Below are 13,262 nucleotides of genomic sequence, written 5' to 3' on the forward strand. Positions count from 1 at the left end.
CGTGCCGTTTTCAGAAGATCATCGATTCGACTTTAATATTATATAGTCCATACAGGAGATTCTGAACTGGACCAGAGCATGAGATCCCCGATGTTGAACTATAGTTTATTAAAGCACGCACTTTATTAACATGTAGTCCTGCTGCCGCGCTTTGCAAGTCGCACAGTCCGCAGGGCCTGCTACATGTATTTAAAGCACTATACATTATTGAATCAGCGTTCGGGAAGGCTATAGCTGGCATTCACCCTCCGGGCGGGGTATAGCGGGCATCCATCCATTGCCGCTCCCGGCTGGAACGGAGCGCGGTTTCAATGAAATGCATGCCACGGGCGCCGTCCTGGACCGTGGGCAGGAGGCCCTGCTCGCGCGTGCGGAAGGCGGTGGCGGCATCCCGGTAGAGGTTCGCGAAGCCCTCGATGAAGCCTTCTGGGTGGCCGGGAGGCAGGCGTGACGCATCGGAGGCCTCAGGAGACAGGTATGAGCTGGCCCGGGTCAGGACCTGCGCCGGTCCGTTGCTGGTCAGCAAGTGCAGCTGGTTGGGGTGCTCCTGACGCCAGGTGAGGGCGGCGCGCTCCCCGTAGACCCGGAGCGTCAGGTTGTTTTCCTCACCCACCGAGATCTGCGAGGCATACAGGATGCCGCGCGCGCCGCCGTCATAATGGATGAGGAGCGACGCATCGTCTTCCATGTCCCGACCGATGACCACCGATCCGAGGTCGGCAAACAGTTCGGCCATTTCCAGGCCGGTCACGAAATGGACCAGGTTCTCGCAGTGGGTACCGATGTCGCCGAGCGCCGAGGACGGACCGGCCATGGCCGGGTCCGTGCGCCACACGGCCTGCTTGTTGCCGCTCGCCTCCAGCAGCGTGGACAGCCATCCCTGCGGATATTCGACGACGATCTTGCGGACGCGGCCCAGTTCGCCGGCGCGGACCATGGCCCGGGCCTGCCGGACCATGGGGTATCCGGTGTAGTTGTGCGTGAGCACGAACATGCGGCCGGTGTCGGTGACCAGTCGGCACAGGTCCTCCGCATCGGCCAGCGAGGTCGTCATGGGCTTGTCGCAGATCACGTCGAAGCCGCGCTCGAGTGCACGCCGAGCCATGGGGTAGTGCAGGCCGTTCGGGGTCACTATGGCAACGAAATCCAGCGGGGCCGCGGAAGGGTTTGAGGCTGCGTTTTCTGCGCGCTCGGCCTCGGCGTCCAGGAGCTGTTCCCAGGAATCGTAGACCCGGTCGGGGTCCAGGTACAGCTCGCGTCCCATGGCGGCAGACGCTTCCGGGCGGGACGAAAATGCGCCCGCCACGAGTTCGATTTCCCCGTCCATCCGGGCGGCCATCCGGTGGACGGCGCCAATGAATGCGCCAGGACCACCGCCGAGCATGGCGTAGCGGAGTTTCCTTTTGGCGGAGCCGTTTGGAGCGCTGTCTGACATTTCCAATTTTCCGTGGTTAACAATTCTGTAACATGACCGGCGTGCCCGTTTGGTAATTTACACGTCATGAACCTGCAGGTCCCCACGCGCGAACGCCCGCTCATCCTCATTGTAGACGACGAGGACGATATCCTCGACCTTCTCCAGTATAACCTGCAGAAGGAAGATTATGATACGCTCGCGGCGCGTGACGGCGCCGAGGGTCTGGAGCTGGCGGCCAAGCATGTACCCGACATCATCATCCTCGACATCATGATGCCGCGCATGGATGGTCTGGAAGCGTGTCGCCGCATGCGCGAACACAGTACGCTGCTGACGGTGCCCATCCTCATCCTGACCGCCCGCAGCGAGGCGGCGGACCAGGTGGTCGGCCTGGATTCCGGAGCGGACATCTACCTGGCCAAGCCCATTTCCATCCCCGTCCTGCTGAGCCAGGTGAAGGCCCTCCTGCGCGGCTCGTCCCGCTACGACACCCCACCCGATCTGCTGCGGATCATGGACCTGGAAATCGACCGCGACCGGTACGTGGTGCGCCGGACCGGTACCGATTTCACCATCCGCCTGGCACGCAAGGAGTTCGACCTGCTCTACTTTTTTGCCTCCCGACCGGGCAAGGTGTTTTCCCGACAGGACCTCCTGGATCGAGTCTGGGGACGGGACGTGTACGTGGTGGACCGGACCGTGGATGTCCACGTCCGGAAAATCCGCGAGAAGATCGGGGATCACTACATTGAGACCATCAAGGGGGTAGGGTACCGGTTTGCCGACACCCTGCCTGCGCGATAGCCGGCCCCGATCAACAGCCTCCTGAATCACCACCGCCAGCAGCCAGGCGTCCGCACATGCCCAGAGCACTTCCCATCCGCAATCAGATAGCCACGCGTGTGGCCGCCGGGACGGCAGCCGCCCTGCTCGTGGCGGGCCTGCTGGCGGCTTGGGCAGGCTGGCTGCCCACCTGGTGGTCGGCCGCCCTGTTGGCATTGGCAGCAGGAATTGCCGCCCACGTCGCCGTCCGGCGCGTGATCGGAGACCGCCTGCAGCAGGCGGAATTGGCGTTGCGTCTCATCCGCAAGCACGATTTCGAGCGGATGGGGCAGGCGGAGACATCCGCAGAGCGGGGCGACGAACTGGACGACCTGCTCCGTCAGATCAATCGGACGGGGCACATCCTGCGCAGCGAGTTCGAGGAAATCAGCAACATGGAGAGCTACCGGCGGGAGTTCGTGGGTAACGTGTCGCACGAACTCAAGACGCCCATTTTTTCCATCCGGGGATTCGCCGAGACCCTCATGAACGGGGCCCTGGACGACCCGGCCGTCAACCGGTCGTTCGTCGAGAAGATTGTCCGCAACGCGGACCGGCTCTCCAGTCTGGCCAGTGACCTCTCCGAGATATCCAAGCTGGAAACCGGCGAGCAGGGCATGCATCCGGAGACGTTTGACATGCGCCGCCTGTCGAAGGACGTCATCGATTCCGTCGAGCCCATGGCCGCCGAGCGCTCCATTTCCATCACCATGGACATGCCGGCTGACTTGCCGCCTGTGGTGGCCGACCCGGCCCGTATCCGGCAGGTTCTGGTCAACCTGGTGGACAATGCCGTCAAATACACGAATGACGGAGGAACCATCGTGGTCCGCGCCCGCCGGGAAGACCCGCAGGTCCGTGTGGACGTGGTGGATGACGGCATCGGCATTGCGCCCGAGGACCTGCCGCGCCTCACGGAACGCTTCTTCCGCGTGGACAAATCCCGGTCGCGCTCGGCCGGTGGCACCGGTCTCGGATTGTCCATCGTGAAGCACATCCTGGCGGCACACGACCAGGTCCTGCTCATTGAAAGTCGCGTGGGTGACGGCTCCACGTTCGGGTTCCGGCTTGATGTTGCGTCGGCGGAGGGGTAATCTTCCGCGTTCCGCTCGAATGCGAGCCCACCCATTTCCCCAGACCGTCACTCCCCCTTGTCACCCGAAGGGATCCCGCCATGCGCCAGACGCATCTCCTGACCCGCCCGCAGAAACTGTATGTCATCTGCGCCGGCATCTTCATAACGGCGCTCGTCGTCGCCGAAGCCACCGCAAGCAAGTTCTTCACGGCCTTCCAGCTGCCCTTCACCATCACCATCCTGGGCATGGAGTTTTCGGAGGTCGTGATGACGGCAGGCGTGCTGGCCTTTCCCATCACGTTCATCGTGACCGACCTGCTGAACGAGTATTACGGCAAGCCCGGCATCCGATTCGTGACCTACCTGGGCATGGTCATGATCATCTTCGAGTTCGGCCTGCTCCAGCTGGCCATGGGCGTCCCGACGGCACCCATTTCCCCGGTTCCGGAAGAGGCCTTCAACACGGTTTTCGGGGCCACGGGACGGATTATCATAGGCAGCATTACGGCCTACGTCATCGGTCAGTTGGTGGATATCACCCTGTTCCACTGGATCCGGAAACGCACCCAGGGGCGGCATCTCTGGTTGCGCGCCACGGGGTCCACGCTGGGCTCGCAGTTCATGGATACGTTCATCGTGCTCTCCATTGCCTTCGCCGGGCAACTCGCGCTCGGGGAAATCGTGGCCATCACGCTGTTCAACTATTCCTATAAGTTCATCATTGCCGTCCTGATTACGCCCGTCATTTATGGCGCTCACTGGGTCATGGATTGGTATCTGGGGGACGAGGTAGCCGCAACGCTCATCCAGACGGCCGCCGGGGAGGGGAGCCCGGCAACGCCGGCATGACGTCTGCCGGAGCCCCTGCAAAACGGGATGGATTTATACCTTCCGGGGGCGGATGGGAAAACGTATCTTGCAGTTTCTCCAGAATCCAAAATCCCATGCCCAAGGTGTTGACCCCCAAGGTCCTGGCTGCCACGGCTCACAGAACCTGCCAGCGTGCCCGCCTGTTGTGCGCGGCGGTCCTTTTCGCCACTGTGGCCGTGCCCGCCGCAACCGTGCCCGCAGCGGCACAGACCGTCACGCAGCCCTTCACGTTCTCGATCGTGGGCCACGACCTGCCGGCCGTCCGGAGTGGCGGAGTGGTCTGGGGAGACATGGACGGCGACGGGGATCTGGATGCCGCCCTGGCCGGATTGTCCGAAGGTGAGGCCGTTTCGGCCGTGTACCGGAACGACGGACAGACGTCCACCGGATTCGTGTTCACGCGCGTTGAATTACCGGGCAGTGCCGTGACCTACGCCCGCGTTTCGTGGGGCGACGTGGACGGGGACGGCGACCTGGACCTGCTGCTCATGGGTTCCTCCCAGGCCAGTGCGCCGTACGCACCGGTTTCCGTGCTGTACCGCAATACCGGTGGCACGTTCGAGCCGATTGCCGATGCCGGTCTGCCCGCCCTCCACTCCGGCTCCGTGGACTGGGGTGACCTGGACGGAGACGGCGACCTGGACCTGCTGTTGACCGGGGAGGATGCGTCCGGTGACCCGCAAACCATCCGGGCCATAAACGATGGAACGGGGCGGTTCCAACTGGTGGATGACGGATTGACCCCGATCGCCTATGGGGATGCCGCGCTTGGAGATGCGAACGGTGACGGACGCCTGGATGTGCTGCTGTCCGGCGTATCGGATGCAGGCTTTGTGTCCCGACTCTATCTGGCCGGAGACGACGGATATACGGAAGTCCCGACGGCCCTTCCTTCCCTGGCGTTTTCGTCCGTGGAGTGGGGCGATGTGGACGGCGACGGGGATCTGGATTTCGTCGTGTCGGGGGCGGAGCTCAGCACGGATATCTTCACCGGGAAGTCCGTGCTCTACACCAATACCGGCGGCACGTTCACAGCCGACGCATCGGCCTTCCAGGGCATCCTGGCAGGCGATGTCACCTTCGGCGATTATGACAACGACGGCGATCTGGATGCCCTCGTCTTCGGTGCCGAAACCGTACTCGGTCGCCGCACGGCCCGCATCTACCGGAATGACGCCGGCACCTTTGTCATGACGAGCCTGTTGGTCGGCGCGTTGTTTGCCGACGCCGACTGGGGCGATGTGGACGGCGACGGCGACCTGGACCTGGTCGCGACCGGACTGACCTCCAGCGGGGTCTCCATTTCCAATGTGTACGTGAACCAGCGGCAGGTCATTCCTCCGGTTCCGGCCGCACCGGCCGCGCTGACGGTCGCAAACGAGGCGGACGCCTCGGTCCGGCTGGCCTGGTCCTCCGACGCGACCGCTCCCGTGACGTTCAACGTGCGTGTGGGTACCGCACCCGGCGCGGGCGACATCATGTCAGCCATGGCGCACCCGGAGACGGGGCGCCGCTTGGTGGCACGCCCCGGCAATGTGTCCGCCCTGACGTCTTGGACGCTCCGGGACCTGCCCGAAGGCACCTATTACTGGAGCGTGCAGGCCGTCAACATGGCGTTTGCAGCCTCTGACTTCGCGCCGGAGGGCGTGTTCAATGTGAGCGCGTCCATCGCGACGGACGTCGAGGGCAATCGTCCGGAAGTGCCCCGCGCGTTCGGCGTCACGTCGGTCTATCCCAATCCCTTTGCGGGCCAGACCACGTTCAACCTCGACATGCCACACGTGGGCGACGTGACGCTCCGGGTCTGGTCCGTGCTGGGTGCCCGTGTGGCCCAGCAGCATCTGGGGGTCCTGGCTGCCGGAACGCATCCGGTGGCGTGGCGCCCCGATGGCCTGGCAGCCGGCCTGTACTTCTATGAGGTTTCGGACGGGCAGAACGTATCGACCGGATCATTCACCATCATCTCCCGATAAATGACCCGTTCCCGATTGGCCTGTCTCGCGGTGGGCCTGCTTCTTTCGTCGGCCGCCAACGGTCAGAGCCAGTCCGTCGTGGTCGTGGGGCTCCCCCTCATGGAATACACGTCGGTGTCGGTTGCCGATTTTGACCAGGACGGCCGGAGCGACCTGGTCATGTCCGGTGAACTGCTGAATGGTACCCACGTCACGCGGCTCTATTCGTTCACGGAGCGTCGAGTGGTGCCGCGTCCCAATACGTCGGACCGGATTGAGGCCCATTACGAACAGCGCCCGTTCATTTCCCGACCCGTTTTCCGTGGCGCCTCGGCGTGGCTGGATTTCAACCAGGACGGCTGGATGGACCTGATCGTGTCCGGCCTGTCGGAAACCGAGGTGACCACGAACGAGCGCCGGTTGCTGCCGTTCACGGATATGTACCGGAACCAGTCGGGCTCGGGGCTGACCATCCAGAACGGGATTTCCCTGCCTGGCGTGTATGACGGCCGTGTGGCCACGGGCGACCTGGACAATGATGGTTTCCCCGAAATCGTGCTGTCCGGTCGCACGAACGACGGTCTCGAGTTCGCGGTTTTCCGGAATGTCGAGACGCTGGATGCCCAGGCGAACCCCATCCGCACCGTCGCGCGCAGCACGGACGTGTTCGCCCCCATCCAGGCCACCAGCCTGGACCTGGTGGACGTGGATGGCGATGGCTTCAAGGATATCGTGGCCGCGGGATTCACGGCCGACTCGCAGCCCGTGCTGCATGCCTACCGGAATATCAACGGACAGTCGTTCGTGCCCATGACCCTGGACCTGGATACCGGATACTTCGGCTCGCTCGTCTTCGGTGACCTGGACCGGGACGGTGACGTGGATGTAGTCACACTGGCCGGCACGCCGTCACCGGGACTGCTGCGCGGAGAGACACGACTCTTCATGAACGACGGCGAGGGGACGTTCACGGAGGATTCGGAGCGCCTGTCCCGCTTCCGGCCGGTCCCCGGACTGTTCCTGGGCGGCGGGCAGATGATGGACTTTGACGGCGATTCCGACGTGGACATCCTGCTGAACGGATTCGTCGGGCTGGACAATGACGAACAGCAACGGATGGTCATCCTGGAGCAGATTGACGGGCAGTTGCTGAATATCCTGGACGCCCGTTCCGTGCGCAACGGCAGCGTCCTCATGATGGACTACGACGGCAACGGTCGCATGGACCTCTTCCAGGTGGGCCGGTCGGGCGACCAACTCGTCATGCAGCTCTTCGAATAACGGCGGCCTGTCGACCGGCACAGGTCAGTTCACGAACGTCAACCAGCCGTGCGGATCGTTGCCGCGGTGCAGGATGTCGAAGAAGGCGGTCTGCAGCTTCTCGGTGATCGGACCGCGCTTGCCGGACCCGATGGTGTGGTGGTCAATGGAGCGGATGGGCGTCACTTCCGCCGCCGTACCCGTGAAGAATACCTCGTCGGCAATGTAGAGGGCTTCCCGCGGAATGAGTCCTTCCTTTACCGTCAACCCCATTTCCTCGGCCAGCGTCACGATGCTGCTGCGCGTTATGCCCGGCAGGATGGACAATGCGATCGGCGCCGTGAAAAGCACGCCGTCCTTGACCAGGAACAGGTTCTCGCCCGAGCCTTCAGCCAGGTGACCGTTCACGCTCAGCATGATGCCTTCCGAAAAGCCGTTCAGCACGGCATCCATCTTCACCAGGCTGGCGTTCAGATAGTTGCCGCCGGCCTTGGCCATGGACGGAAACGTGTTGGGCGCCATGCGATTCCAGGAAGCCACGTGCACGTCAACGCCGTTTTCCAGGGCTTCCGGACCCAGGTAGGCGCCCCATTCCCAGACGGCAATGATGGTGTGTACCGGGTTCTTCAGCGGATTCACGCCCATGGGCCCCAGACCACGGAAAGAGAGCGGCCGGATGTAGCATTCCTTCAGGCCGGACCGACGGATGGTTTCCATCGAAGCCTCCTCGAGCTCTTCCCGCGTATAGCCCAGGTCCATGCGGTAGATGCGTCCCGAGTCGATGAGCCGCTGCATGTGCTCCGGATTCCGGAAAACGGCGGAGCCCCTGTCCGTGTTGTAGCATCGGATGCCCTCGAACACGGACGATCCGTAATGGAGCGCGTGCGTCAGGACGTGGACATTGGCGTCTTCGTGTCGGACGAACGAACCGTCCATCCAGATATCAGGCTTCGACATGGCGTGTACAGCTGAAGTGAGTTGCGGAAAAAAACCCAGTCCAAAAGAACCAGTCAGGTTCTCAAAAGGTCCGGGGATTGCGGATGGCGTATCGGGCTATGGTACCGAGAATCCAGATTCCGGCCTTGATCGTTCCCGACACCGTTCCGGTTACCTTCGACTGGCCGATCCGGGACCGGTACGAGACCGGAATCTCCTCCGTGCGCAGCCCGGCCGTGGCCGCCTTGATCTGCATTTCAATGGTCCACCCGTACGTCGTGTCCTGCATGTCCAGCCGTTGGAGGTCGGCATGCCGGACGGCCCGGAACGGTCCCAGGTCGGTCCAGGACGTGCCCCATATCCACCGCATGAGGGTGCACGCCAACCAATTGCCGAAAATGGCCTGGGGCAGCAGAGCGCCTGGCGTGCGCTCCCCCCGGGTGCGTGAGCCGACCACGAAGTCGGCCCGGCCTTCGGTGATGGGAGCTGTCAAACGCGTCAGCTCCTCCGGGTAGTCGCTGTAGTCCCCGTCCAGGAAGACCACGATGTCGGGAGGATCCGCTTCCAGGAGGGCCATGCCGGCCAGACAGGCATGCCCGTAGCCGCGCTTCGGCTCGTGGACGACGGTGGCACCGGCATCCCGGGCCACGTCGGCCGTGCGATCGGTGGACCCGTTGTCGGCAACCACGACCCGGCGGACGCTTCCGGGAATATCGGCCAGGACGCGCGGGAGGGAGGCCTCCTCATTGAGCGCCGGTATGATTACATCAATCGTCGTCAGATCCAACGCCCGTCAGTTCGGGAAACTGTAACCGGCCAGTTCGGCCTGCTGCTCGTTCAGTACCCATTCAACCGTGAACTGGTTGACCGCACCGAAAAATCCGAATCCGTTTTCGACGTTCGAGAAGGTCCCCGGTTGGGACAACACTTCCCGATCGAAGACGCCATCGGGCGGTCTCCACTGGTCGTCGGTCATGGTCAGACGCATGCCGATTCCCAACAGTTGTGGGCGGGCGTCCTCCGACATGCCGAGCTCGTCCGTCACGTCTTCCTTGTCGCCGGCCAATGTGACCACAACCTGCCACTTGTTGCCTTGTATGAGGTTGCCCAGGCGCTGCCCGATGTCCGGATAGACCACGACGGCTTCCAGGAATGGACTGGAGGGCGTGGCCCCCACGAACCGGTACCAGACCTCCACGCGGAAGGGTTTGAAATCGATGTCACTCCACGTAACCTGTTGGGTCGTCGGATTGAACGGTGTGGCATCGTCCACCTGCACATCCGGACGGACGGGCACCGTCGTGGACGCCGTCGTCCGCACACCGTCCGACCGTTCCACGGTCAGATCGTACGTGCGACCCGGAATGGGCCGGAACGCGCCCTTGAACACGTGACCCGTTGAACCATCAGAAAACGCGACCAGCGAATCGGTCCATTCCACCGTGTGTCCGGACTCCCGCTCGGTGGTGAACACGCGCGCATCGAATTCCAGATCGCCACCGGCGGCAAAAGAGGTCCTGAGCGATACGACCCGCAGGAATTGCTCGTCGGATGCCGTATCCAGGTATCCGTATACGCTGTAGAACCGGTCAGCCTCAATGAAGGGGTTGACGGAATCCTCGCATCCTGCAACAATGGTGGCCAACAGGAACAGGGCCACTCCCGAATACAACCGCATTATTTCATTTCAAGTTTGATGCCAAGCGTCGGAATCATGGGCAGCTGATCGACCCGCCGGAGCGTGAAAAGGTCGAGGAAGAACAGGTTCCGGCGGTCATACGCATTGATGAGTCCGGCCTGGACGGTCAGGAAGGTCGTGGGGCCTATCCGGAATTCCCGGTCCGCCGAAAGGTCGACGCGGTGGTAGGTGGGTAGACGCCCCGTGTACGGACGTCCGTACAGCACGCGTTCGTCGCCCGGGTTTTCCCGGACGTTCACCAGGGTATCGAGCAGCACGAAGCGGTCGAACCCGAGGGACTCGTTGAACGGCAGTCCGGATCCGAATTGCCAACGGGCACTCAGATTCACGCCCTTCAGGACCACCATGGCCATGGCGTTCAACTGGTGCGTCCGGTCGTGGGGCGGTGCGTATTCGACATCATCCTCACCGGTCAGCAACTGCAGGGACCGGGACTGGGTCTGGTACCGCACATTCGAGAAACCCCAGCTCAGGCTGCCCTGGAATACGCGGCCATTGCCGATTTCCATCCGGGCGTCAATGCCGTTGGCCGTACCGGAAGCCTCCTCCAGATTGGTCGTGAAGCGCGGAAAGGCCGTCCATTCGGAAACCAGCAAATCCTCCATCTCCTTGTAGAACCCTTCCAGCGAAAGCGCCAACCCGTCTGTCGGCTCGAGCCGGTATCCCAGGATGGCATGCCGGGCGGTCGGGATGACATTCAGCGGCGCGGCAGTCCACGCCGTGAAAATGTCCCCCGCATCGCGGCGGTCGTTGAGGCCCGTTACCTGCTGATGATAGACGCCACCGGCGGCGGAGAACCGGTGCTTGCCGGTATTGAACACCACGCGCAGGCGGGGCTCGAGGAAGGTCTGGCTCTTGCTGGGGAACGACTGCAACCGCACGCCGGGCTGGACGCGAAGGCCGTTGTCAAAAGAAAACTCGGGCTCCACGAAGGCCCCGACCTCGGTCAGGTATTCCCGCTCGAAATCCACATTCTGGAACAGACCGCCCAGGTCGGCCTCCAGCGTCGAGTTGGACAGGAACAGCCCCCAGTTCACGTCGGTGTTGCCCACATAATGCGTCACGTTGGCGGCGAACGAGAACATCTCGACCGCGGTCGACCGGATGGGATTGCCCACCGGCCCGAATTCATTGGTCAACGTGGAATACGAACTGATGACTTCGGCGAACACCGGCAGAGCCGCCGGCAGGAAGATGAGTCGCCCCCCAATGGCTGCATTCTCGTAGACCACCTGGTCCTGGGTAATGCCGTCCGCGTCCTCGTTCAGCGGATTCACGCCCAGCCGACCCGTATCGTCCGTCATGATGCCGGTGATGGACAACTGGGCACTCTGGCCCAGGTTGGCATGGATTTTCCCGAAGATGTCGCCGAACGCGAACGGCAACGGCTCATCGATGATCTTGGCGGCGCCGTTCTCGATGACCGACTCACGGACCGAAATCAGGAACGAGGCCTTGCCCGGGACGAGTGGCCCCTCCAGTCGCGCGGTGCTCACGAACGGGGCCACCGAGACGGCACCCACGTACCGGCGCTTGTTGCCGGTGCGGGCCGAAATATCCATGACGGAGGACAAGCGCCCCCCGTACCGGCTTCCGTAGCCCCCGGCGTAGACGTCGGCCGTATTGATGATGTCGGAAGGAAACGCCGAAAAGAAGCCCACGATGTGGAACGGCTGGTAGATGACCATGCCGTCCAGCAACACCAGGTTCTGGGTGGGTTCACCACCGCGTACGAACAACTGGCCTCCGCGGTCGCCCTGGGACACAATGCCCGGCAGCGCCGTCAGGTAGTTCACGAGGTCGGCCGAGATGTCCGGCGCCGGAACGAGGGAAATGTCCGCGGGACGGACGGTCTGGAGTCCGGCCGTGATGTTGGCCGCTCCCGCTGTTTCCCGCTGGACCTCGACCACCACTTCGCCAAGTTCGGTCCGGGATTCGGCCAGGCTGTAGTTCCGGGTTTCAATCTGTCCTCCGGCGAGCGTGATGGACTCCTCGATGGCATCGAATCCGATGTAGGTGATACGGAGGATGTACGTCCCTGGCTCCAGGCGCGAGACTGCATAGAACCCGTCGGTGTCTGTAGCCGAGCCGAACAGGTTGCCGTCCGATGCGGTCAGCGTGACATTCACGCCCGGTACCGGTTGGCCATCGGCCGCGTCGGTGACGAATCCTCGGATGGTGGCGGTCTGGGCCGATACCTGGCCGGCGAACAGCCAGGCCATGCAGATCACGGACAGCAGGTGTCCAATGACGTTCGGGCGTCGTATCACAAGGGTTGGGGGAAAATCCGGAAAGACAGGAAACTGAATGTTACGGATAACGAGCGTGGCAGGAAAGGCCGAAGTGGTGCAGAATTCAATGCACTACGGCTCCACGACGAACCCCGCGAGGTCGGCAAGGGCCGGCGCGGGCAACCACATGAGGGTGACCCGACTCACGGATCCGAAAAAGCCGTGCCCGTCCTGGATGTTGCCCTCCGCGGAACCGGACCACTCGGCGCTCAGGATGGTGGACTGAACGGAAATGCCCGAAAGCGACAATTTACCCGCTGGCGTGTCGACGCCGAGCAGGTTCAACACCCACTGGCGGTCCGAATTCAGGAAGACCGTGAAACGCCACCCGGCCTGCACGGCAGTCCCTGTTTTGCCGTAGTTGATTTCCACGTCCTGGACCTCCTGCGAGCCCGGGGGCCGGACGCGGTACACCATGGACATCTGCTCGGGCTGGACCTGGACGCCCGGCAGCGTCAGGGGCAGCGAAACCCCTGTCGGCTGGATGTCAGCCGACCCGACGATGACCGGGGGCACGTCCGGGACGGTCGTACGCGCGGTCAGCACCGGTGCATCCGGACGCGACGGATCGGATACCTCCAGGCGGTAGGTGCCCAGCACGGGTCTGAATTCCGCCTCGAACAGCGTACCGGTCAGGCCGTCGGGTTGCCCATCGGCCACCCGCCATTCGACCACCTCGCCCGTGGGCTCGTGGATGGTCCGGACGCGGGCCGACGACGCACTGGATGCGTCCGAAAGAATAGTGGGACGCAGCCGCTCTACGCGCAACTGCTGCGTGTCTTCCAGCATCGTCAGGAACCCGTGCACGGCGAACAGGCTGCCGGACTGGTCCGACAGCGGGTCGACTTCGTTGGCGCAGCCGGCCAGCAGGAGGCCGCACACCAGCGCTGCCATAACTCCGGCGCGGAGGCCGGCCAGTGTCCGGATTGCAGAGCCCATA

Annotated in this window: 11 protein-coding genes; 5 read left to right on the top strand and 6 right to left on the bottom strand. The window is 63.1% G+C overall.

The genetic code is table 11. From position 1 onward, the window contains the following. Window positions 1–241 precede the first annotated feature (241 nt). Entirely contained in the window at window positions 242–1,384 is a 1,143-nt protein-coding gene (locus RIE53_01565; protein ID MEQ9103364.1) for a Gfo/Idh/MocA family oxidoreductase, read from the bottom strand. Between the two features lie 117 nt (window positions 1,385–1,501). Here RIE53_01565 and RIE53_01570 point away from each other — a divergent pair, with 117 nt between their 5' ends. From RIE53_01570 to RIE53_01590, 5 genes are all read left to right on the top strand, one after another. After that, the gene (locus RIE53_01570; GenBank protein ID MEQ9103365.1) at window positions 1,502–2,221 is read left to right on the top strand and encodes a response regulator transcription factor; all 720 of its coding nucleotides are present in this window, start codon (window positions 1,502–1,504) and stop codon (window positions 2,219–2,221) included. 56 nt (window positions 2,222–2,277) lie between these two features. After that, complete coding sequence (locus RIE53_01575; protein ID MEQ9103366.1) at window positions 2,278–3,333, top strand: ATP-binding protein; 1,056 nt, start codon at window positions 2,278–2,280, stop codon at window positions 3,331–3,333. An 80-nt stretch (window positions 3,334–3,413) separates the two neighbouring features. Further along, window positions 3,414–4,163, top strand: coding sequence for a queuosine precursor transporter (locus tag RIE53_01580; protein MEQ9103367.1), 750 nt, complete (start codon window positions 3,414–3,416; stop codon window positions 4,161–4,163). A gap of 95 nt (window positions 4,164–4,258) precedes the next feature. Continuing rightward, window positions 4,259–6,157, top strand: coding sequence for an FG-GAP-like repeat-containing protein (locus RIE53_01585; protein MEQ9103368.1), 1,899 nt, complete (start codon window positions 4,259–4,261; stop codon window positions 6,155–6,157). Then, window positions 6,158–7,417, top strand: coding sequence for a VCBS repeat-containing protein (locus RIE53_01590; protein MEQ9103369.1), 1,260 nt, complete (start codon window positions 6,158–6,160; stop codon window positions 7,415–7,417). 24 nt (window positions 7,418–7,441) lie between these two features. On the opposite strand, the gene RIE53_01595 is transcribed toward RIE53_01590, so the two are convergent. The 5 genes from RIE53_01595 to RIE53_01615 form a co-directional block, all read right to left on the bottom strand. Beyond that, complete coding sequence (locus tag RIE53_01595) at window positions 7,442–8,353, bottom strand: branched-chain amino acid transaminase (protein MEQ9103370.1); 912 nt, start codon at window positions 8,351–8,353, stop codon at window positions 7,442–7,444. A 61-nt stretch (window positions 8,354–8,414) separates the two neighbouring features. Next, window positions 8,415–9,119, bottom strand: a complete 705-nt coding sequence (locus tag RIE53_01600; GenBank protein MEQ9103371.1) for a glycosyltransferase family 2 protein — start codon at window positions 9,117–9,119, stop codon at window positions 8,415–8,417. Between the two features lie 6 nt (window positions 9,120–9,125). After that, window positions 9,126–10,010 (bottom strand): hypothetical protein, encoded by an 885-nt coding sequence (locus RIE53_01605; protein ID MEQ9103372.1) that lies wholly within the window; start codon window positions 10,008–10,010, stop codon window positions 9,126–9,128. Next, window positions 10,010–12,253: a TonB-dependent receptor gene (locus tag RIE53_01610; protein ID MEQ9103373.1), complete on the bottom strand. Its 2,244-nt coding sequence runs from the start codon at window positions 12,251–12,253 to the stop codon at window positions 10,010–10,012. The genes RIE53_01605 and RIE53_01610 overlap by 1 nt, the downstream gene beginning before the upstream one ends. 141 nt (window positions 12,254–12,394) lie before the next feature. Then, on the bottom strand, window positions 12,395–13,261 hold the full coding sequence (locus RIE53_01615; protein MEQ9103374.1) for a hypothetical protein: 867 nt from the start codon (window positions 13,259–13,261) through the stop codon (window positions 12,395–12,397). Window position 13,262: the final 1 nt, after the last annotated feature.

The sequence above is a fragment of the Rhodothermales bacterium genome (genome assembly GCA_040221055.1).
Classification (GTDB): Bacteria; Bacteroidota; Rhodothermia; order Rhodothermales; family UBA10348; genus 1-14-0-65-60-17.

Coding starts and splice junctions, on each gene's coding strand:
- RIE53_01565 (MEQ9103364.1), bottom strand. CDS start 1,384: ATGCTCGGCGGTGGTCCTGGCGCATTCATTGGCGCCGTCCACCGGATG.
- RIE53_01570 (MEQ9103365.1), top strand. CDS start 1,502: ATGAACCTGCAGGTCCCCACGCGCGAACGCCCGCTCATCCTCATTGTA.
- RIE53_01575 (MEQ9103366.1), top strand. CDS start 2,278: ATGCCCAGAGCACTTCCCATCCGCAATCAGATAGCCACGCGTGTGGCC.
- RIE53_01580 (MEQ9103367.1), top strand. CDS start 3,414: ATGCGCCAGACGCATCTCCTGACCCGCCCGCAGAAACTGTATGTCATC.
- RIE53_01585 (MEQ9103368.1), top strand. CDS start 4,259: ATGCCCAAGGTGTTGACCCCCAAGGTCCTGGCTGCCACGGCTCACAGA.
- RIE53_01590 (MEQ9103369.1), top strand. CDS start 6,158: ATGACCCGTTCCCGATTGGCCTGTCTCGCGGTGGGCCTGCTTCTTTCG.
- RIE53_01595 (MEQ9103370.1), bottom strand. CDS start 8,353: ATGTCGAAGCCTGATATCTGGATGGACGGTTCGTTCGTCCGACACGAA.
- RIE53_01605 (MEQ9103372.1), bottom strand. CDS start 10,010: ATGCGGTTGTATTCGGGAGTGGCCCTGTTCCTGTTGGCCACCATTGTT.
- RIE53_01610 (MEQ9103373.1), bottom strand. CDS start 12,253: ATGGCCTGGCTGTTCGCCGGCCAGGTATCGGCCCAGACCGCCACCATC.
- RIE53_01615 (MEQ9103374.1), bottom strand. CDS start 13,261: ATGGGCTCTGCAATCCGGACACTGGCCGGCCTCCGCGCCGGAGTTATG.